This is a genomic window from Pseudomonas sp. PS02303 (assembly GCF_029959925.1).
In the GTDB taxonomy this organism is placed as follows: Bacteria; Pseudomonadota; Gammaproteobacteria; order Pseudomonadales; family Pseudomonadaceae; genus Aquipseudomonas; species Aquipseudomonas mandelii.
Genome location: NZ_JASCOM010000009.1, coordinates 61,969 through 80,173, shown reverse-complemented (window position 1 = coordinate 80,173; position 18,205 = coordinate 61,969). Strand labels below are relative to the sequence as shown.

Here is an 18,205-nt window from a genome sequence, read left to right as displayed (position 1 = left end):
TCGCTCATTGGCTGTTCAACCGCCATCGCGAGCAGACTCACTCCTGCATTGGAATGAATTTCCCTGTAGCACTGAGCCTGCTCGCGATGGCGTTCTCTCAGTCAGCAAAACTGTCACTGAAAGCGGCAATCCGAGCTAAGTTCGATACTCCGGCCGCTCAGCCAACCCTTGCTTCAAATAATCCACCAACTTGCGCACCTTCGGCGACAGATGCCGCTGCTGTGGATACAGCGCCCAAACCGCCGTGTTCGGTGGCTGGTGCGCCTCCAGCAATGAAATCAATTCGCCGTTTTTCAGGTGCTCCAGCACGTAATAGTCTGGCAGCTGACACAACCCGACACCCTGTAGTGCCGCATCCAGAACCGCTTGCCCACTGTTGCAGCGCCAGTTTCCCTGCACCCGTTGTGAAAATTCCCGCCCGTTCTGCTCCAGTTGCCACATGTCCGAACTGCCGATCAGGCAATTGTGGCGACTGAGTTCCGACAAACTGTGTGGGCGACCATACCGTTCCACGTAGGACGGCGACGCGCACAAATACATCCGCCGTGGTGCCAGGCGCGTGGCGACCAGTCGCGAATCCTGGAGACGCCCGAGGCGGATTGCCAGGTCCAGCCCTTCGTGCACCAGGTCGAGAGGACGGTTGCTCAATTCAATGTCGACGCGCAGTTGTGGATAAAGGCCCATGAAACGGGTTACCAATGGCACGATGAAGCGTTCGCCATACGCCACGGCGCAGGTCATGCGCAGCATGCCCTTAGGCTCGCTGGTCAGGTCGCCGACCGCGCGCAAGGCTTCTTCGCGACCGTCCTGCAAGCGCTGGCAATGTTGCAAAAAGGTTTGCCCGGCTTCGGTCAGCGTCACCCGGCGAGTGCTGCGGTAAAGCAGTCGCGTCTGAAGGCGCTCTTCGAGGCGTGCGATTTGTCGACTGATGTGAGAGGAAGAAACTCCAAGGCGTTCCGCCGCCGCCGTGAATTGGCTGCACTCGGCCACGGCGACGAACTCGTCGATTCCTTCCCAGCGGTTTTCAGACATCCAGGATTATCCCTGTGTGGCAATAATGTTTTGCTTTTGCCCGGATTATTCCTCGTAGCGCGCTGTATTACACTCCCTGTCTCGTTTTTATTCACTGGAGAATCCACATGATCAAGTCGCGCGCTGCCGTTGCCTTCGAGGCCAAGAAACCCCTCGAGATCGTCGAAGTCGATGTCGCCATGCCCAAGGCCGGTGAAGTTCTGCTGCGAGTGGTGGCCTCCGGTGTCTGCCATACCGATGCCTACACCCTGTCGGGCGCTGACCCGGAAGGCATCTTCCCGTCGATCCTCGGTCACGAAGGTGGCGCGGTGGTTGAGGCGATCGGTGAGGGCGTGACCTCCGTCGCGGTCGGCGACCATGTGATCCCGCTGTACACCCCGGAATGCCGTCAGTGCAAATTCTGTCTGTCGGGAAAAACCAACCTGTGTCAGGCGATTCGCGCGACTCAAGGCAAGGGCCTGATGCCGGATGGCACTTCGCGCTTTTCCTACAAGGGCCAGCCAATTTTCCACTACATGGGGACCTCGACATTCTCCGAATACACCGTGCTGCCGGAAATCTCCGTCGCCAAAATTCCAAAAGAAGCCCCACTGGAAAAAGTCTGCCTGCTGGGCTGCGGTGTCACCACCGGTATCGGTGCAGTCCTCAATACCGCCAAGGTAAAACCAGGTGATACCGTCGCCATTTTCGGTCTGGGCGGCATCGGTTTGTCAGCCATCATCGGTGCGGTCAAGGCCAAGGCAGGTCGCATCATCGCCATCGACATCAACCCGGCGAAGTTCGAGATCGCCAAGCAGCTCGGTGCAACCGACTGCGTGAACCCGAAAGATTTCGACCGTCCTATCCAGGAAGTCATCGTCGACATGACTGACGGCGGCGTCGACTTTTCCTTCGAGTGCATCGGCAATGTGCAATTGATGCGTGCGGCCCTTGAGTGCTGCCACAAGGGTTGGGGTGAGTCGGTGATTATCGGTGTGGCCGGTGCCGGCCAGGAAATCTCAACCCGTCCATTCCAGCTGGTGACCGGTCGTGTCTGGCGCGGTTCGGCATTCGGCGGCGTGCGCGGTCGTACCGAATTGCCAAGCTACGTCGAGATGGCCGAAACCGGCGAAATCCCGCTGGATACGTTTATCACCCACACCATGGGCCTGGAAGACATCAACAAGGCTTTCGACCTGATGCACGAAGGCAAAAGCATCCGTAGCGTCATCCATTTCTGAGGTCGGTCATGAGCCTGGAAAATATCTCCTGCCAGAAAAGCTTCGGTGGCTGGCACAAACGCTACAAGCACCGCTCCGATGTCCTCGGCTGCGACATGGTGTTCGCCGTGTACCTGCCGCCGCAGGCGGAGCAGGGCGGCAAGTTGCCGGTGCTGTATTGGTTGTCCGGCCTGACCTGTACCGACGAAAACTTCATGCACAAGGCCGGCGCGATGCGCATGGCCGCCGAGCTTGGGTTGATCATCGTTGCGCCGGACACCAGCCCTCGCGGACCCGATGTTCCAGGTGATCCGGACGGCGCCTGGGACTTCGGTCTCGGTGCCGGGTTTTATCTGAATGCCACGCAGGAACCCTGGTCCCGGCACTATCGGATGCAGGACTATGTCGTGCAGGAATTGCCGGCATTGGTCGAAGCCCATTTCCCGGCGTCGGACAAGCGCGGCATCAGCGGTCACTCCATGGGTGGCCACGGGGCGCTGGTCTGCGCCTTGCGCAATCCGGGGCGTTACCAATCGGTGTCGGCGTTCTCGCCGATCAACAATCCGATGGATTGCCCGTGGGGTCAGAAAGCGTTTTCCCGCTACTTGGGGGAGGACCGCTCGAAGTGGCGCGAATGGGATGCCTGCGCACTGATCGCCGAGGCCGACGAAAAGTTGCCGTTGCTGGTCGATCAAGGTGACCGTGATGATTTCCTGGCGACTCAGCTCAAGCCTGAAGCCTTGCAACAGGCGGCCAAACTGGCCGGTCATCCGCTGACGTTGCGCCTGCAACCGGGCTACGACCACAGCTATTTCTTCATCGCCAGCTTCATTGACGACCACTTGCAGCATCACGCACGCGCTCTAGGCGCCTAATGCAGGTAGAATCACGCCCTGACAAAAATCGGGGCGTTTTTTTATGCGTATTGGCCACGGCTATGATGTGCATCGTTTCGCTGAAGGCGATTTCATTACTCTGGGCGGTGTGCGCATTGCACACGGCTTCGGGCTGCTCGCTCACTCCGACGGTGACGTCCTGCTGCACGCCTTGAGCGATGCCTTGCTCGGCGCCGCTGCGCTGGGTGATATCGGCAAGCACTTCCCGGACACCGACCCGACATTCAAGGGCGCCGACAGCCGCGTGCTGTTGCGTCACGTCGTCGCACTGATCCACGCCAAAGGCTGGAAAGTCGGCAACGTCGATAACACCATCGTCGCCCAGGCGCCGAAAATGGCCCCGCATATCGAATCGATGCGCGCGCTGATTGCCGCGGATCTTCAAGTTGAGTTGGATCAAGTGAACGTGAAAGCTACCACCACCGAAAAGCTTGGCTTTGTCGGTCGCGAAGAAGGCATTGCCGTGCATTCCGTTGCCTTGTTGCTGCGCGCATGAACGAAGCGCAATTGCTCGGCCCGCGAGCCTATGGCGACGCCCTCGGTACGGCGGTTCTGAAAGCCACCGCAGAAGATTTTCAGGTCGATGAAGTGCTCGATATCCCCCTCAGTGGCGATGGCGAACACTTGTGGATCTGGGTGGAAAAGCGCGGTCTCAATACCGAAGAAGCGGCACGGCGCATTGCCAAGGCGGCGGGTGTGCCATTGCGCACCGTCAGCTATGCAGGCCTCAAGGATCGTCAGGCGCTGACTCGCCAGTGGTTCAGCGTGCAGCTGCCGGGCAAGGCCGATCCTGATTTGTCGGCGGCCGAAAACGACACGCTGAAAATCCTCAAGACCGGTCGGCACAAGCGCAAGCTGCAACGCGGTGCCCATTCGGCGAATGGCTTCACCTTGCGCCTGACGCAATTCGCTGGCGACAAAGCCGCGATTGAAGAGCGGCTGCAGCTGATCGCCAAGCAAGGTATTCCCAATTATTTCGGTGCCCAGCGTTTCGGCTTTGATGGCGGTAACGTGGTCGATGCCCGTGCCTGGGCCGCGCGCAAGGCGTTGCCGGAGCAGCGCAATGTCCGTTCGCGTCTGCTCTCCACTGCCCGCAGCTTCCTGTTCAACCAGGTATTGGCGGCGCGTGTGGCCGATGGCACCTGGCAGCAAGCGCAGGTCGGCGATCTGCTGGCCTTCACCGACAGCCGCAGTTTTTTTCCGGCAGGTGAAGCCGAGTGCAGCGACCCGCGCCTGGCAATTCTCGACCTGCACCCGACCGGTCCCCAGTGGGGCGAAGGTGACTCGCCGGCGACCGGCGCTGTCCATGTACTGGAGCAGGCAATCGCCGCTCGCGAAGCGGATCTGCGCGATTGGTTGATTAACGCCGGAATGAACCACGAACGTCGCATCCTGCGGCTGCCCATTGGTGGGTTGACGTGGCATTATCCGGAGCCTGACATTCTGCAACTGGAATTCGTCCTCCCGGCCGGATGCTTTGCCACCGTATTGGTGCGCGAGCTTGTTGATCTGGTGCCGGTGGGGCAGACGGACAGCCCATGCGTATTCTGATTTCTAACGACGATGGGGTAGCCGCACCCGGTCTCGCCGCGCTTTATGCTGCGCTGGCGGATTACACCGAGTGCGTGGTTATCGCCCCGGACCAGGACAAAAGCGGCGCCAGCAGTTCGCTGACGCTCGACCGTCCTTTGCACCCGCAAACCCTGGCCAACGGCTTTATCAGCCTGAACGGCACACCCACCGATTGCGTGCACCTGGGCCTTAACGGCTTGCTGGAGCGCGAACCGGACATGGTGGTTTCCGGCATCAACCTGGGCGCCAACCTGGGCGACGACGTGCTGTATTCCGGCACCGTTGCGGCGGCACTCGAGGGGCGTTTCCTTGAGCGTCCTTCGTTCGCCTTTTCGTTGGTCTCACGGCAAGTGGAGAACCTTCCCACAGCCGCTTACTTTGCGCGCAAACTGGTCGAGGCCCACGCTGACCTCGACTTGCCACCGCGTACGGTACTGAGCGTGAATATTCCCAATTTGCCGCTGGACCACATTCGCGGTATTCAGCTGACCCGCCTCGGGCACCGCGCACGTGCTGCGGCACCGATGAAAGTGGTCGACCCGCGCGGCAAGTCCGGTTACTGGATCGCCGCCGCCGGGGACGCCGAGGATGGTGGCCCGGGCACCGACTTTCATGCGGTGATGCAGGGCTTTGTCTCGATTACTCCGCTGCAACTGGATCGCACCTTCAATGATGCCTTCAGAAGTCTCGATGGCTGGTTGGAGGGGTTGCGCTAATGGCTCGTGAACAAGACGATATTTTGCGTCGCGGCATCGGAATGACCTCGCAACGAACCCGCGAGCGCCTGATTCAGCGTCTGTATGAGGAAGGGGTTTCCAACGCCAAGGTGCTGGAAGTCATCCGTCGTACACCGCGTCACCTGTTCGTCGACGAAGCGCTGGCTCATCGCGCCTACGAAGACACGGCCCTGCCGATCGGACACAACCAGACCATCTCCCAGCCTTATATGGTGGCGCGCATGAGCGAGCTGCTGCTGGAGGCCGGTCCCTTGGACAAGGTGATGGAAATCGGTACCGGCTCGGGTTACCAGACGGCGGTGCTGTCGCAGCTGGTTGAACGGGTGTTCTCCGTGGAGCGCATCAAGGTGTTGCAGGACCGGGCCAAGGAACGCCTGGTGGAGCTGAACCTGCGCAACGTGGTGTTCCGCTGGGGCGATGGTTGGGAAGGCTGGCCGGCACTTGCGCCATACAACGGCATTATCGTGACCGCAGTGGCGACCGATGTACCCCAGGCGTTGCTGGATCAATTGGCGCCTGGCGGGCGGCTGGTGATTCCTGTCGGCTCCGGTGAGGTGCAGCAACTGATGCTGATCATCCGCGAAGAACAAGGCTTTTCACGTCGTGTTCTGGGGTCGGTTCGCTTCGTGCCACTGCTCAACGGGCCGCTGGCCTGAGCATTTGTTCAAGTACGCTGAATTCTCTTCGATTGCCCGGGTCTTACAGCGGCATAGATGGGTTAAACAGGATTCATCGGCAGGCAGCAAACGTGTGCGCGAAGCGATTTCGCTTCGTTAAAGGTAAAGCCTGTTCGGCCCGTTATACTTGCGACATTTCGTGCCGAAACACGGCAATCCACTATTTCAGCCACCAAAAAGGGAGCGGCGGGTGAGTCTCACAGTCATTGCGCAGCGTATGGGTACAAAGAGCTTTCAGCGCCTGGTGACTGGCCTCGTCTTGAGCACCTTGCTGGTCGGTTGCTCCAGTTCCAAAACGAGTGACGTGCGTGTCGTCGATCGTAACAAGTCCGTCGCCCAGCGTCCGGCGGTGACCACGGGTCAATACGTCGTTCGACCAAAAGATACGTTGTTCTCGATCGCTTTTCGCTACGGCTGGGACTACAAAGCCCTCGCCGCACGGAACAATATTCCTACGCCGTACACGATCCATCCGGGTCAGACAATTCGCTTTGACGGTCGCACCGGATCAACGTCGGCGGCGGTAGCCAGTGCTACCGATTCAACGCCTTCGTCGTCGCTGAAAACCACGGTAATCCGACGCCAGCCAAATGGCGCAACCACCAGCACAGCGGTGGTTGCACCGTCCGTCGCCAGCAAACCGACCCCCGCTCCGATGCCTCCTGCCGGCCCAGCCCCGACCGGCTGGGGATGGCCATCTAATGGCATTCTGATTGGAAAGTTCTCCTCAAACGGTAGTTTGAATAAAGGAATTGATATCGCCGGGGATTTGGGACAGCCTGTTTTAGCTGCGTCTGATGGGACGGTGGTATACGCCGGGAGTGGCTTAAGGGGCTACGGCGAATTAGTCATCATCAAACACAGCGACACCTACGTCAGTGCCTACGGACATAACCGCAGGCTGTTGGTTCGGGAGGGGCAGCAGGTCAAGGTCGGACAGACAATTGCCGAAATGGGGTCAACGGGTACAGACCGGGTGAAACTGCATTTTGAGATTCGCCGACAAGGTAAACCTGTAGATCCACTGCAGTTCCTGCCACGTCGTTGATTTGTTACCAGCCTGTTCCGTCACGTAGAGGGGACAGGCTCCAGCGTTGCCAAGGATAAAGGCGCCGCTTGAGCTTGGGGTCGAACTCACCAAAGGACTATAACAATGGCTCTCAGTAAAGAAGTGCCGGAGTTTGACATCGACGATGAGGTTCTCCTTATGGAGACCGGCATCGCTACGGATTCGATGTCGAATGATGAAGGGGCTGCTCCACCTTCCGTTCGTGCCAAATCCAAACACTCCGCTTCGCTAAAGCAACACAAGTACATCGACTACACGCGGGCACTTGATGCCACGCAACTGTACCTCAACGAAATCGGTTTTTCCCCGCTGCTCTCCCCGGAAGAAGAAGTTCATTTTGCGCGTCTGTCGCAAAGTGGTGATCCGGCCGGGCGCAAACGCATGATTGAAAGCAACCTGCGGCTGGTGGTGAAAATCGCCCGGCGTTACGTCAATCGTGGGTTGTCGCTGCTGGACCTGATCGAAGAGGGCAACCTCGGACTGATCCGGGCAGTGGAGAAATTCGATCCTGAGCGCGGCTTCCGCTTTTCAACCTACGCAACCTGGTGGATTCGTCAGACCATCGAGCGCGCAATCATGAATCAGACCCGGACCATCCGGTTGCCGATCCATGTGGTCAAAGAGCTCAACGTGTACCTGCGGGCTGCACGAGAGCTGACCCAAAAACTCGATCACGAACCCTCACCCGAAGAAATCGCCAACCTGCTGGAAAAACCAGTGGCAGAGGTCAAGCGCATGCTTGGCTTGAACGAGCGGGTTTCTTCGGTCGACGTCTCGCTGGGTCCGGATTCGGATAAAACCCTGCTGGACACCCTTACAGATGACCGACCAACCGATCCATGTGAGCTGTTGCAGGATGACGACCTGTCCCAGAGCATCGATCAATGGCTTTCGGAACTGACCGACAAGCAACGCGAAGTGGTGGTACGCCGCTTCGGCCTGCGCGGTCACGAGAGCAGCACACTTGAAGACGTGGGCCTGGAGATCGGCCTGACCCGGGAACGGGTCAGACAGATTCAGGTGGAAGGCCTGAAACGTCTTCGGGAGATTCTCGAGAAGAACGGCCTGTCGAGCGAGTCGCTGTTTCAGTAAGCAACGCGCTTGAGTAGCATTAAAAAACCTCGACTGGTTCGGGGTTTTTTAATGCCTGGGAGATGGCTGGCAAGCGCCTCAGGATTGTAGTTTCGCGCTGTAAGTCTTTGCTTACTCTTTCGTAAGTGTTCGTTATTTTTACAGTGTGGCAGTCGCTCATCTGTTACGTCTGTTCGAGTTATCTAGTTGATTTATATAGTTATTAATAAAGATTAAAAGCATATGACAGAGAGTTTTGCGGATTGGGAGCGATTGCGCTTGGTGGGGAACTCTCTAGTATCTGAACTGTGTCAACGGACAGACACACCCTTCAAGGATGAGGGGAATGGACATCGCAGGGAAGCGATTCATCAGGACGATGAAAAGGAACACAGGGAATAGGGAAAAAATGTGGGCGGGTCAAACCGCCCCTTTTTTTTTCCTGCAGAAAAGCAAAAAGGCCCGCTAGGGGCCTTTTCGAGAACGCGGGGGAAATCAGCGTTCGAGGTCTTTGATCTTGCCTTTGACGCCATCCCACTCTTCAGCGTCGGGCAGCGATTCTTTCTTCTCGGTGATGTTGGGCCAGATTTCGGCCAACTCAACGTTCAGCTGAATGAACTGCTGCATGTCTTCCGGGACTTCATCTTCAGAGAAGATGGCCACGGCAGGGCATTCTGGTTCGCACAATGCGCAGTCGATGCACTCATCCGGGTGAATCACCAGGAAGTTCGGGCCTTCGTAAAAGCAGTCCACCGGACAGACTTCTACGCAGTCGGTGTACTTGCACTTGATGCAGTTGTCGGTGACGACGAAGGTCATTTCTAATTTTCTCCTCAGGCGGCGGCAGCGGAGCCCCTTCTTGTTGGGGTCGCCAGGTTTGGGAGCGATAGTCTGCAGGCCAGGCTATTAGCCTGCAGCATCCCAAACCGCGCGAGATTCTAACAGCTTGCAGGCAAGTGCGTTAGATCCGTGTCTTTAGTGTATAGAGCATTTCTAACGCGCGACGCGGTGTCATGTCATCCAGATCGAGTTTGGCCAGTTCATCCAGCACCGGATGCGGCAGGCTGGCGAACATATCGCTCTGCTGCGGCGCGGCCGGTTTGCCTCTGGTTGGTTTCGGAACTTCATGGGGCAGGGCAGTCGCTTCCAGTCGGCCCAGGTGCTCGCGAGCACGCACGATCACTTCACTCGGCACACCGGCCAACTGCGCAACTGCCAGGCCGTAGCTCTGGCTGGCAGGCCCGGGCAGCACGTGGTGCAGGAACACGATGCGCTCGTTGTGCTCGGTGGCATTAAGGTGAACGTTGGCCACCAGCGGCTGGGCTTCCGGTAACACCGTCAGCTCAAAGTAGTGGGTGGCAAACAGCGTGTAAGCCCGCAGATGCGCCAGGCGTTCGGCGGCAGCCCAGGCCAGGGACAGGCCATCGAAGGTGCTGGTGCCGCGACCGACTTCGTCCATCAGTACCAGGCTACGTTCGGTGGCGTTGTGCAGAATGTTCGCGGTTTCGCTCATTTCGACCATGAAAGTCGATCGCCCGCCCGCCAGGTCATCGCTGGAACCGATCCGGGTGAAGATCCGGTCCACCAGAGACAATTCGCAACTGGCTGCCGGCACGAAACTGCCAATGTGCGCCAGCAGCACGATCAACGCGGTCTGGCGCATGTAGGTGGATTTACCGCCCATGTTCGGACCGGTGATCACCAGCATGCGCGTGTTGTCGTCGAGGCTCAGGTCGTTGGCCACGAACGGCGTGGTCAGCACTTGCTCGACCACCGGGTGGCGACCCTGGGAGATGCGCATGCACGGCTCGTCAACGAAGCGCGGGCAGTTCAGGTCGAGGTTCAGCGCACGCTCGGCAAGGTTGCTCAGCACGTCCAGCTCGGCCAGTGCCGCGGCGGTATCTTGCAACGGCGGCAATTGGGCGATCAGGTCTTCGAGCAGCGCTTCGTACAGCATCTTCTCGCGGGCCAGGGCGCGGCTCTTGGCTGACAACGCCTTGTCCTCGAACGCTTTCAGTTCCGGCGTGATGAATCGCTCGGCACCTTTGAGCGTCTGGCGGCGGATGTAGTCGGCCGGTGCCGATTCAGCCTGCTTGCTCGGCAACTCGATGAAGTAACCGTGAATGCGGTTGTAGCCGACCTTCAAGTGCGACAGGCCGGTGCGAGCCTTCTCCCGTGCTTCCAGGTCGATCAGGAACTGCCCGGCGTTTTCGCTGAGCGATTGCAAGTCGTCCAATTCGGCGTCGTAACCGGTCTTCAACACACCGCCGTCACGGATCACCGCCGGCGGGTTGTCGATGATGGCTTTTTCCAGCAGCGCCGCAAGTTCCGGGTAGGTGCTGGTGGTCTTCGCCAGTTGAATGATGTGCGGCGCTTCCAGTTCAGTCATCGCCACTTGCAATTCTGGCAATGCACCGAGCGCATCGCGCAGACGAGCCAAGTCGCGAGGACGGGCATTGCGCAGGCCGATCCGCGCCAGAATCCGCTCGATATCACCGATTTCCTTGAGCTGCGGTTGCAGCTTTTCGAAACGGTAACCGTCGAGCAGGCACGTGATCGAGGTCTGTCGCGCCAGCAATACGGTCAGATCCCGCAGCGGACGGTTCAGCCAGCGGGTCAGCAGGCGGCTGCCCATGGCGGTCTGGCAGCGGTCTACCACCGACTGCAACGTGTTGTCGCGGCCTCCGGCCAGGTTGGTGTCCAGTTCCAGGTTGCGACGGCTCGCGCCGTCCAGCACCACGGTGTCATCCAGGCGTTCATGGCGCAGGCTGCGCAAATGGGGCAGGGCGGTGCGCTGGGTTTCCTTGGCGTAGCTGAGCAGGCAACCGGCGGCGCCGATGGCCAGGGTCAGGTTCTCGCAACCGAAGCCTTTCAGGTCCTGGGTGGAGAATTGCTGGCAAAGGCTTTTCAGTGCCGAGTCGCGCTCGAAATCCCACGGCGCACGGCGACGAACCCCGCGACGTTTTTCCGCCGGCAGGTCCTTTGGCCAGTCATCGGGAATCATCAGCTCCACCGGATTGACCCGCTCCAGCTCCGCCAGCAGGTTTTCCCAGCCCTTTATTTCCAGCACGGTGAAGTTGCCGCTGGTGATGTCCAGCACCGCCAGACCGAACAGACGTTCGTCACCCAACACCGCCGCGATCAGGTTGTCCCGACGCTCATCCAGCAGCGCTTCATCACTGACCGTGCCCGGCGTGATGATCCGCACCACCTGACGATCCACCGGCCCCTTGCTGGTGGCCGGATCGCCGACCTGTTCACAGATCACCACCGACTCGCCGAGCTTCACCAGTTTCGCCAGGTAGCCTTCGGCGGCGTGGTAAGGAATCCCACACATCGGAATCGCCTGACCGGCCGACTGCCCACGGGCCGTCAGGGTGATGTCCAGCAACTTGGCGGCCTTCTTCGCGTCTTCATAGAAGATCTCGTAGAAGTCGCCCATGCGGTAGAACATCAGCTGGTCGGGGTGCTGGTTCTTCAGGCGCCAGTATTGCTGCATCATTGGGGTGTGACTGGATAAATCTGAAATGGCTTTATTCATCAGTGGCTTAGCGATATTGGCTCAAAAGTGTGGGGCAAATATGGGGCATTTCGTACCGCAGTTTGTAGGCTTCATAAGCCGTGCGCTCTTGCACTTTTTATCTCTAACGGTGAGCCCCAACTCAAAATTTGCTCGCAGATTGAGTAGGTTACCACGGTGGCGGAACTGCTAGCTTGCCCAGCGGTAGTCAGACCAAGAGGGCGTAAAATGTGGTCGTAGCTCAATTGATAGGTGAAACCTAGGAAATAAGTGTGACATGTCACAAGGCATTGCTTGACATCAAAAGGCCGCATGACCGAAGATTCGCGCATCCCGTCGTTCCTACTTTATTTCCAGGAATGATCGATAAGCCCGGCTGAAGCCGGGCTTTTTTCGACTGTATAGGTGGCAAATGGCCACTATTGTCTTATGATTTTAGGCAATAAGAACGTGTCAAATTAAGGGTCATTCATGGAAGTTGGTGCGATCGCCGAGCAGGATGGAACTGCTATTGAGTCCGTAGTGTCACAGTTGCACGTGGTTCATAGCGATGACAGGGAGACTATTGAGCTCGCCTGCATCGACCCAGCCTCAGTGGGGCCTTTGATTCAGGTGCTGCAAGACGCTCCGCTCGGAAAAAAGATCCGTATTTATTTGCGGGCAAACCCGGGCGGAAATGTGGGGCAGCTGCAGGATCTCATTGAGGCCTTGGGTCGCACCAACGCTGACGTTGAAATTGCGGTGGGTAGATTCGCAATGAGCTGCGCTGCAGTGCTCTGGCTGTGGTTCGCTCTTGATCCGATCAATCCCAAGAATGATCAGAGTGAAGGGCGTGTTGTTTCTGTGAATCCTTTGAAGCCAGCGGTGCTGATGTACCACCGCCCTCGATGGCCGAATGGCGATTACTATCACTTCATTGATGATTTCAAGAACAAAACGATCCGAGAAAGTGTCCGCGAGCAGGTAGATATGTTTGATGAGCTGTTCTATCGTTACCTCGATCATCAGGGGTTCAATGGAGTGCATGCGGCGACGTATTCTAATGATCATGCGACCTTCAAACACGTTTTGCAGCACCAGTTAGAAACATATCAAAGCAACAAAGATTGCTTTATTCCCTTGTAAGGAAAGGAATCACGTCATGAAAAGCTTTAGCGCTAGCGAGTATCAGACAAAGCACGCCACAACCCCTCGTAAAGATGGGCTAAGTGGTCGCGATTACACCTTGGCCCGTGTGCGTCGTTTCCAAGAGGCTGATCAAAGCCTGAAGCAAGCGTGCGCTGAGCTGGGTATTGAGAAACCCGTCATGATGTGCTGACTTGCAATCAAAAAAAGCCCGGCTATATGCCGGGCTTTTTTGTTCAAAAAAATCAGTTATTTACCGTTCTGTCTGCGCATATTGTTCCATATGTGCTGCAACTCAGTTGGTGACTCGTCATCCATCCATTTCGCATAAACCTCTACCAACATCGTGAAATCTTTGTGCCCCATTTGCTTTGCAATGAACGCCAGATTGCCACGCGCAGTCAGGCACCAACAGGCGTAGGTGTGCCGAGTTTGGTACGGGCGGCGCGGTCGAATCCCCGAACGCTTTTGAATGGCTGCCCACTTTGTGTTCCACGACGTGGGGATAAACCAGTGGTTGATGATTTTCTTGCGGGCTTGTGTGGTTGGGGACAGCAGTGGGGTAACCGTTTCGACGCGGCTTTCGTGACGGTTCATGTAGACCTCGATCTCGCGTGGCGCGTGGTCGGCTACTAGCCCCATCAGCGTTTTACAGGCCTCGACGGCTGGCGGCATCAAAAGTACGGCCCGAGGCTTTCCAGTCTTGGGGACTTTGAATGTGCCGTCCGCCGTGATTGCCCTAGTGATGTTGAGCTGGCCGGCGACCAGGTCGATATCTTCTACGGCCAGCGCGCACATCTCGCCCGGGCGCAGCCCGGTGTAAACCGCGAGGGTGATCGCGGCTGAGTCCTGTGGATGAAGGCATCCTTTGGTAAGCAGTTGTTCTAACTCGCCTTTGGTCAGCGGATCCGGTTCGCGTCCGATCATCGCGAATCGTATGCAGGCGGCGGACAGGCCTTTACGGCAGTAGCTGTTGTTCTCGCACCAAGCCAGGAATCCGGCAAACGTGGCCAGATAATGGTTCGCGGTCGAAGGTGCCCGGGTGGCGATCAATTGGGTCCTGAGCAGTTGGATATCCTCAGGCAATAGGATGCCTGCCAATCGGTCTGGTCCCAATAGCTCGGTGCAGATATCAAGTGCGTAACCGTATTTCTCTTCGGTCATCGGGGTAATGTCGACGGCCTTCAACGGTTTGTAACGGGCCATCAGTGCGGCCAAGCATTCGTCTTTTACGTTGCTGTAGTTGGTCGCGTTCTTCGAGTTGGGAAAGTGACGGTTGTAATCAAAATGCCCTGTCTTGATCTCATGAATGATTGCCGCCCTAAGTAGGGCGGCATGTTTGATGTTGGCTTTGGTCACTGGAAGGCCGAGGGATTCGCGGCAGCGGATTCGCCGCCACATGAACACGACGCGAATGTTGCCGCCGTGTAATTCAATCCCCTTGTGCTTGGCTAGCTCGGCTTCTAGGCCGCTTCCTGCGGTGCGCTCTCGGCCCACTTGTCGTACTCCGTCATGTTGATTGCGATGCGGCCGTCTGGCGTCTTGCGCCAGATCCGGCCTTGTGCCCAGGTGCCGTTCTTCACCTTGTGGCGAATGGCGTCTTCGCTGTAGCCGGTGAGTTCTGATGCACGGCTGATCATTACCCAGCGTGGAAGGCTCATTGCTGTTGCTCCCCTGCGCGCCGTGCGATGCCCTCGGCTTGGCGCTGTTTGCTGCATTTTTGGTGGTTGCCGTGTGCCCGCGACTTGTCGCATTTGTCACAGATGACGTTCAGGTCGAGGGGCGGCATTTGTCCGCTGCGTATTCGGACTGTTCGGCAAAGGGCTGTCATGCGGCATCTTCCTGCGCTACCGGTACCAGAAGGCTCGCCATGGCCAGAGCCTGGTCGCGGAGCGCAACGGAGTCTCGTTCGAGTTTCTTGCCTGTGCGGAATGCGCTGAATGTCTCTGCCGCAATTCTCAGTTGTTCGGCGATGGCCAGCAGAGTCTGGCGTTCTGGTTCCCCTAGTTTTGCGGCGGCCAATGCGCGCTCATAGTGGGAGTACAGTTGCTCATTGTGGTCCTGCGCCTGATCAAGCGATCGCTTAAGGTCCTGGATCGTCCCTGAGCTATCTGATTGCTGAATGGCCTTGCCTTCGTCGATACCTTCGATGCGGCCATCGTTCAGGCCGCCGCGATAGCCTGCCCAATAGGTAAGGCCAACAAGTACGATCAGAACGATCAGTGCGCAAATCTGAATTGTTGTCATGTGCTGTGTACCTCGGTAGATCCCGCCGTCAGGATTTTTGGTGAGAGGCTGGCGGCGGGTATTACTTGGGATTAGTTACAGGGTGGCTTCGTACAGCGGGACTTCACCGATTGCGCTCTGGATCTTCAGGCGGACGGCGTTGTAGGCCTCTTCAAGCACTTTGTCGGGGCGCACCAGCTCGAACCACATTTGCAGGCGACCTTCCAGAATGCGGTAGCGGAAGCGGGCAGGGACGCAGAAAGCGTCACCACCGAGGAAAGGTTTCACGGCGATGAAGAATTGTTCAGGGATGCGCAGTTGGCCTGCCTCGCCGGCACGCCCGTCGATTTCTTCGTTGTAGGTCAGTTGAACCTGGCCGTTGTCGAGGCGGGTGCCTTGGCGGAAGGTGATGTTTTTCTTGGCTTCCAGGGTGCGGCTGATTTCCAGCATGTCGGCAGGGCTAGGGTCGTTCGTTTCGTTTGGGCGCTGGGTGATGTCCCTGACGTTCTCTTCGATGAACTCGGCGAACGTTGCTTGATCCATGCGCTTGCGGTCGTTCTCTTTCCAACGACCCCACTCGATGCTGGTAGGACAACGGTACGTGGCCACGTGGTCGCGCCAGGCGGGGGCGGTTGGCTGGTGGTAGTCGATAACTGCCAGGAAGGTTCGGCCTTCGGGGCCATTGCAGAACACTGCGGTAGCGGCATCGGCGAAGCGGTTCACGTATGCAATGAAGGACTCGGCATCAAGCACGGTGAGTTTCTGGCGCGTGCGGGTTGGGTTCGGTAGCAGGTGCTCAAGGGAGTGGACGCCCACGCCGTCAGGAAGCAGGGAAATGGGTGCGGCCAGCCCTTGATGATCAATCGGTTTGCCAATCGCCTGTGCGAGGGTGACCAGTTGTTGAATGGCTTGTTGCATTGGATGTGCTCCGTTGGGTGATGCTGTGGTGAGAGGTTTTCGGAGTCAGGCGTTACGGACTGACGTGGCGCAATTTTTCCGGCGCCGGGTCTTCGCTGACTGTGCGCAACGGTAGGTCCTGTTGTCGTGGGTCGCGGCGGGTCAAGTTGCCCTCGGGGGTCAGGAAGAACAGCGATGTGCCGCGAGACAGGATCGGTTCTTTCGCTTTAACGTCGGCCTTGATGGTCATCTGGCCACTGCCGTCCGGCTTGTAGGTAAGCTTGATGGTCAGTTCACCGCCCTTGCCGGTCTGGCGGATGGCATCGATCAGGCTATGTTGGGTTTCACTGAGTTCATCAAGTAAGCCTCCGGCCTCGATGTCCCGTAACGTGTCGATGAAGGGGCGAGCTTTGCTCATGTGCTGTGCCTCATTGAGTGGATGTTGTCTGCCCCTGGACGGCAGGGGCACCGTTGAATCACGCTGCCTCCTCCGCTGCTTGGGCGTCGAGGAAGGCGGCCAGGTTGTGCAGGTACACCACCGGTTTAGTCCGGACCGACCTGTGCAGGTGTGTCACGACCAAAGCAATGCGGCCAGCCTTGATCTCACTCAGCAGGTAGCGATCCGTGCGGATGTGCGAGAAGTACTGTTCCCGCACTGCCGTCAGAGACGGGCAGGGTGTGGCGAACTGCTTGCGAAGCTGGTCGAGGGTATTGCTCATGCTGCAACCTCCCCGAACCCCTCCGCAGGGGGCACCAACTTGAGCCGGATCAGTTCGGCGAGGCTTTCTTTGCTTTTACCCATACCGGCGGCGCAGATATTCCCTTTTGCGTCAGCGACAACCGCGCCAAATGGATACTCGGGCGAGTTCGTCGGGGTGACATAGGCCACTTGGCCTTCTTGAATCACGTTGTTGACACAGCGAAAGACCTCGGCCAGTTCCACTGTGCGGCAAGGCATGCTGTCCAGCAGGTTAATGGCTTCACTCGCGGCGCCGATCAGTGTGGCGCGGCTGACTACACCCGGGCTGTCCAGGTAGATGGGGATCAGTCTCAGGGCGCCGAGGGCTTGGGTGTAGGCGTTGAAGTAGTTGGTTTTCATGCGGCAGCGTCCTTGTGCGTGATGGTGATACCCAGCTTCTTGGCCAGCCATTGCACGCCAGCCTCGGTGACCATCACCACGGCGTAATGCTTGTAACGGTTGGTGGTCCCGATCTGGACGCTGCGCGGGTCTGAAAACAGGTTGCCGCCGCCACGGTGGTGGCTGGCCAGGTCGCCGCTTTGCGTCAGCACGCGGAGCGCACGCAGTTGCTCGCGGAATTTCCGGGGTTTGAGGCCGAGCACTGCGGCGGTTTCGTCCAGGGTGCGGTTCATGGCGCTGTCCTCAGGCGACTGCTGCACGGGCGTGCAGCGTGTCCACGATGTGGTTGACGTTCGTGAACAATTCATCGAAGGAGCCATCGTTTGTCAGCCGCAAGTCGCCAAGAGCAACCTGGATTCCGTTTTCGCTGCTGTGCGGTTTTACGGGTGTTGCCACCACGCGATCCATGTGAACTACGACGCCGCCGCGTTTACGGATGAAGTCCGCTTCGTTGTTGAACCGAACGTCGCTGACGATGAAGCCGCGTGCGGTGTCGTGGGTGCGTGCCAGTAAATCGAGGTTCTGCGCGGCCAGTAGCAACCACAGTTCAGGGTGCACGCTGTTGCGGCCCCACTCGGTGCCCAGGGACTGCATCAGCTCGCGGGGTGAGCGCCCCAGCCATGGCAACGCTTGTTCCTTTTGCTCGCCTTCGAAGTCGCATGGGCTCAGGTTGAGGATGTGCATCAGGCCGTCACGCAACGGATCAGCGAATGCATAAGACTGGAATCCGTGGTTGTTCACTAGGTGTTGTGCTGCAGTGTCTTTGCCCGAGCGAGCCCGTCCAGCGAGGCCGATTAGAAGTGTCGTCATGCTGCGTCACCCCCGAACGGCGAGTGGCTTTCATCGGCGGCGGGGGTGTTGAAAGCCTGGATGGCGTCGGTGCGACCTTTGGGGGGGGTGAACACCAGCAGGCCGGTGCGGCGCTGGAAGGCTTCTACTGCTGCGCGGCTACTGCAGGCCGCTGGGTGCAGGTAGACAGGGCAGCGGGTGTTGCTGTGCTGTGTGGTTTGCATGTCTCGTACTCTTGGTGAGAGGGGCACGAGCCA

General features: G+C 58.3%; 22 protein-coding genes. 9 read left to right on the top strand and 13 right to left on the bottom strand.

Annotated features, from left to right (window positions below):
* Nucleotides 1–135 precede the first annotated feature (135 nt).
* Nucleotides 136–1,032: a LysR substrate-binding domain-containing protein gene (locus QMX98_RS04605; protein WP_010462786.1), complete on the bottom strand. Its 897-nt coding sequence runs from the start codon at nucleotides 1,030–1,032 to the stop codon at nucleotides 136–138.
* Nucleotides 1,033–1,139: 107 nt separating this feature from the next.
* On the opposite strand from QMX98_RS04605, the gene QMX98_RS04600 reads away from it, so the two are divergent.
* The 8 genes from QMX98_RS04600 to rpoS all read left to right on the top strand — a co-directional run bounded on the left by QMX98_RS04600 (nucleotide 1,140) and on the right by rpoS (nucleotide 8,274).
* Entirely contained in the window at nucleotides 1,140–2,252 is a 1,113-nt protein-coding gene (locus tag QMX98_RS04600) for an S-(hydroxymethyl)glutathione dehydrogenase/class III alcohol dehydrogenase (protein ID WP_010462785.1), read from the top strand.
* Between the two features lie 8 nt (nucleotides 2,253–2,260).
* On the top strand, nucleotides 2,261–3,106 hold the full coding sequence (gene fghA, locus QMX98_RS04595; RefSeq protein WP_282410345.1) for an S-formylglutathione hydrolase: 846 nt from the start codon (nucleotides 2,261–2,263) through the stop codon (nucleotides 3,104–3,106).
* Nucleotides 3,107–3,149: 43 nt separating this feature from the next.
* Nucleotides 3,150–3,623 (top strand): 2-C-methyl-D-erythritol 2,4-cyclodiphosphate synthase, encoded by a 474-nt coding sequence (gene ispF, locus QMX98_RS04590; protein WP_010462780.1) that lies wholly within the window; start codon nucleotides 3,150–3,152, stop codon nucleotides 3,621–3,623.
* Nucleotides 3,620–4,678: a tRNA pseudouridine(13) synthase TruD gene (gene truD, locus QMX98_RS04585; protein WP_077748334.1), complete on the top strand. Its 1,059-nt coding sequence runs from the start codon at nucleotides 3,620–3,622 to the stop codon at nucleotides 4,676–4,678. The genes ispF and truD overlap by 4 nt, the downstream gene beginning before the upstream one ends.
* A complete protein-coding gene (surE, locus tag QMX98_RS04580; protein WP_077748335.1) occupies nucleotides 4,666–5,415 on the top strand; it encodes a 5'/3'-nucleotidase SurE in 750 nt (249 codons plus the stop codon). Before truD ends, surE begins: the two co-directional genes overlap by 13 nt.
* 41 nt (nucleotides 5,416–5,456) lie before the next feature.
* Nucleotides 5,457–6,092: a protein-L-isoaspartate(D-aspartate) O-methyltransferase gene (locus QMX98_RS04575; protein WP_010462773.1), complete on the top strand. Its 636-nt coding sequence runs from the start codon at nucleotides 5,457–5,459 to the stop codon at nucleotides 6,090–6,092.
* Nucleotides 6,093–6,303: 211 nt separating this feature from the next.
* Nucleotides 6,304–7,161 carry a peptidoglycan DD-metalloendopeptidase family protein gene (locus QMX98_RS04570; protein WP_077748336.1) on the top strand — a complete coding sequence of 286 codons (858 nt, stop codon included), beginning with the start codon at nucleotides 6,304–6,306 and terminating at the stop codon, nucleotides 7,159–7,161.
* A 105-nt stretch (nucleotides 7,162–7,266) separates the two neighbouring features.
* Nucleotides 7,267–8,274, top strand: coding sequence for an RNA polymerase sigma factor RpoS (gene rpoS, locus QMX98_RS04565; RefSeq protein WP_010462770.1), 1,008 nt, complete (start codon nucleotides 7,267–7,269; stop codon nucleotides 8,272–8,274).
* Between the two features lie 474 nt (nucleotides 8,275–8,748).
* Here rpoS and fdxA read toward each other — a convergent pair whose 3' ends face one another.
* Nucleotides 8,749–9,072 (bottom strand): ferredoxin FdxA, encoded by a 324-nt coding sequence (fdxA, locus tag QMX98_RS04560; RefSeq protein ID WP_008154011.1) that lies wholly within the window; start codon nucleotides 9,070–9,072, stop codon nucleotides 8,749–8,751.
* Between the two features lie 142 nt (nucleotides 9,073–9,214).
* Complete coding sequence (mutS, locus tag QMX98_RS04555) at nucleotides 9,215–11,782, bottom strand: DNA mismatch repair protein MutS (protein WP_191650639.1); 2,568 nt, start codon at nucleotides 11,780–11,782, stop codon at nucleotides 9,215–9,217.
* Nucleotides 11,783–12,244: 462 nt separating this feature from the next.
* Between mutS and QMX98_RS04550 the strand changes: the two genes are divergently transcribed.
* Nucleotides 12,245–12,898, top strand: coding sequence for a hypothetical protein (locus tag QMX98_RS04550; RefSeq protein WP_282410344.1), 654 nt, complete (start codon nucleotides 12,245–12,247; stop codon nucleotides 12,896–12,898).
* 249 nt (nucleotides 12,899–13,147) lie between these two features.
* On the opposite strand, the gene QMX98_RS04545 is transcribed toward QMX98_RS04550, so the two are convergent.
* From QMX98_RS04545 to QMX98_RS04500, 10 genes are all read right to left on the bottom strand, one after another.
* Nucleotides 13,148–14,395 carry a site-specific integrase gene (locus QMX98_RS04545; protein ID WP_282410343.1) on the bottom strand — a complete coding sequence of 416 codons (1,248 nt, stop codon included), beginning with the start codon at nucleotides 14,393–14,395 and terminating at the stop codon, nucleotides 13,148–13,150.
* Nucleotides 14,362–14,559 carry a hypothetical protein gene (locus QMX98_RS04540; protein WP_042944248.1) on the bottom strand — a complete coding sequence of 66 codons (198 nt, stop codon included), beginning with the start codon at nucleotides 14,557–14,559 and terminating at the stop codon, nucleotides 14,362–14,364. The genes QMX98_RS04545 and QMX98_RS04540 overlap by 34 nt, the downstream gene beginning before the upstream one ends.
* A gap of 166 nt (nucleotides 14,560–14,725) precedes the next feature.
* Nucleotides 14,726–15,145, bottom strand: coding sequence for a hypothetical protein (locus QMX98_RS04535; RefSeq protein WP_282410342.1), 420 nt, complete (start codon nucleotides 15,143–15,145; stop codon nucleotides 14,726–14,728).
* A 75-nt stretch (nucleotides 15,146–15,220) separates the two neighbouring features.
* Nucleotides 15,221–16,042 carry a DUF2303 family protein gene (locus QMX98_RS04530; RefSeq protein ID WP_282410341.1) on the bottom strand — a complete coding sequence of 274 codons (822 nt, stop codon included), beginning with the start codon at nucleotides 16,040–16,042 and terminating at the stop codon, nucleotides 15,221–15,223.
* Nucleotides 16,043–16,094: 52 nt separating this feature from the next.
* Nucleotides 16,095–16,439: a hypothetical protein gene (locus tag QMX98_RS04525; protein ID WP_145252684.1), complete on the bottom strand. Its 345-nt coding sequence runs from the start codon at nucleotides 16,437–16,439 to the stop codon at nucleotides 16,095–16,097.
* A gap of 58 nt (nucleotides 16,440–16,497) precedes the next feature.
* A complete protein-coding gene (locus tag QMX98_RS04520) occupies nucleotides 16,498–16,740 on the bottom strand; it encodes a pyocin activator PrtN family protein (protein ID WP_282410340.1) in 243 nt (80 codons plus the stop codon).
* On the bottom strand, nucleotides 16,737–17,120 hold the full coding sequence (locus QMX98_RS04515; protein WP_282410339.1) for a hypothetical protein: 384 nt from the start codon (nucleotides 17,118–17,120) through the stop codon (nucleotides 16,737–16,739). Before QMX98_RS04515 ends, QMX98_RS04520 begins: the two co-directional genes overlap by 4 nt.
* Entirely contained in the window at nucleotides 17,117–17,392 is a 276-nt protein-coding gene (locus QMX98_RS04510) for a hypothetical protein (RefSeq protein WP_282410338.1), read from the bottom strand. Before QMX98_RS04510 ends, QMX98_RS04515 begins: the two co-directional genes overlap by 4 nt.
* Nucleotides 17,393–17,402: 10 nt before the next feature.
* Entirely contained in the window at nucleotides 17,403–17,969 is a 567-nt protein-coding gene (locus tag QMX98_RS04505) for a deoxynucleotide monophosphate kinase (protein WP_282410337.1), read from the bottom strand.
* Entirely contained in the window at nucleotides 17,966–18,172 is a 207-nt protein-coding gene (locus tag QMX98_RS04500; RefSeq protein ID WP_282410336.1) for a hypothetical protein, read from the bottom strand. The genes QMX98_RS04505 and QMX98_RS04500 overlap by 4 nt, the downstream gene beginning before the upstream one ends.
* Nucleotides 18,173–18,205 lie beyond the last annotated feature (33 nt).

Bases quoted from the DNA above. Each gene is read 5' to 3' on its own strand.
- QMX98_RS04605 (WP_010462786.1), bottom strand. From the start codon at position 1,032: ATGTCTGAAAACCGCTGGGAAGGAATCGACGAGTTCGTCGCCGTGGCC.
- QMX98_RS04600 (WP_010462785.1), top strand. From the start codon at position 1,140: ATGATCAAGTCGCGCGCTGCCGTTGCCTTCGAGGCCAAGAAACCCCTC.
- fghA (WP_282410345.1), top strand. From the start codon at position 2,261: ATGAGCCTGGAAAATATCTCCTGCCAGAAAAGCTTCGGTGGCTGGCAC.
- ispF (WP_010462780.1), top strand. From the start codon at position 3,150: ATGCGTATTGGCCACGGCTATGATGTGCATCGTTTCGCTGAAGGCGAT.
- truD (WP_077748334.1), top strand. From the start codon at position 3,620: ATGAACGAAGCGCAATTGCTCGGCCCGCGAGCCTATGGCGACGCCCTC.
- surE (WP_077748335.1), top strand. From the start codon at position 4,666: ATGCGTATTCTGATTTCTAACGACGATGGGGTAGCCGCACCCGGTCTC.
- QMX98_RS04575 (WP_010462773.1), top strand. From the start codon at position 5,457: ATGACCTCGCAACGAACCCGCGAGCGCCTGATTCAGCGTCTGTATGAG.
- rpoS (WP_010462770.1), top strand. From the start codon at position 7,267: ATGGCTCTCAGTAAAGAAGTGCCGGAGTTTGACATCGACGATGAGGTT.
- fdxA (WP_008154011.1), bottom strand. From the start codon at position 9,072: ATGACCTTCGTCGTCACCGACAACTGCATCAAGTGCAAGTACACCGAC.
- QMX98_RS04550 (WP_282410344.1), top strand. From the start codon at position 12,245: ATGGAAGTTGGTGCGATCGCCGAGCAGGATGGAACTGCTATTGAGTCC.
- QMX98_RS04540 (WP_042944248.1), bottom strand. From the start codon at position 14,559: ATGAGCCTTCCACGCTGGGTAATGATCAGCCGTGCATCAGAACTCACC.
- QMX98_RS04535 (WP_282410342.1), bottom strand. From the start codon at position 15,145: ATGACAACAATTCAGATTTGCGCACTGATCGTTCTGATCGTACTTGTT.
- QMX98_RS04530 (WP_282410341.1), bottom strand. From the start codon at position 16,042: ATGCAACAAGCCATTCAACAACTGGTCACCCTCGCACAGGCGATTGGC.
- QMX98_RS04525 (WP_145252684.1), bottom strand. From the start codon at position 16,439: ATGAGCAAAGCTCGCCCCTTCATCGACACGTTACGGGACATCGAGGCC.
- QMX98_RS04520 (WP_282410340.1), bottom strand. From the start codon at position 16,740: ATGAGCAATACCCTCGACCAGCTTCGCAAGCAGTTCGCCACACCCTGC.
- QMX98_RS04515 (WP_282410339.1), bottom strand. From the start codon at position 17,120: ATGAAAACCAACTACTTCAACGCCTACACCCAAGCCCTCGGCGCCCTG.
- QMX98_RS04510 (WP_282410338.1), bottom strand. From the start codon at position 17,392: ATGAACCGCACCCTGGACGAAACCGCCGCAGTGCTCGGCCTCAAACCC.
- QMX98_RS04505 (WP_282410337.1), bottom strand. From the start codon at position 17,969: ATGACGACACTTCTAATCGGCCTCGCTGGACGGGCTCGCTCGGGCAAA.
- QMX98_RS04500 (WP_282410336.1), bottom strand. From the start codon at position 18,172: ATGCAAACCACACAGCACAGCAACACCCGCTGCCCTGTCTACCTGCAC.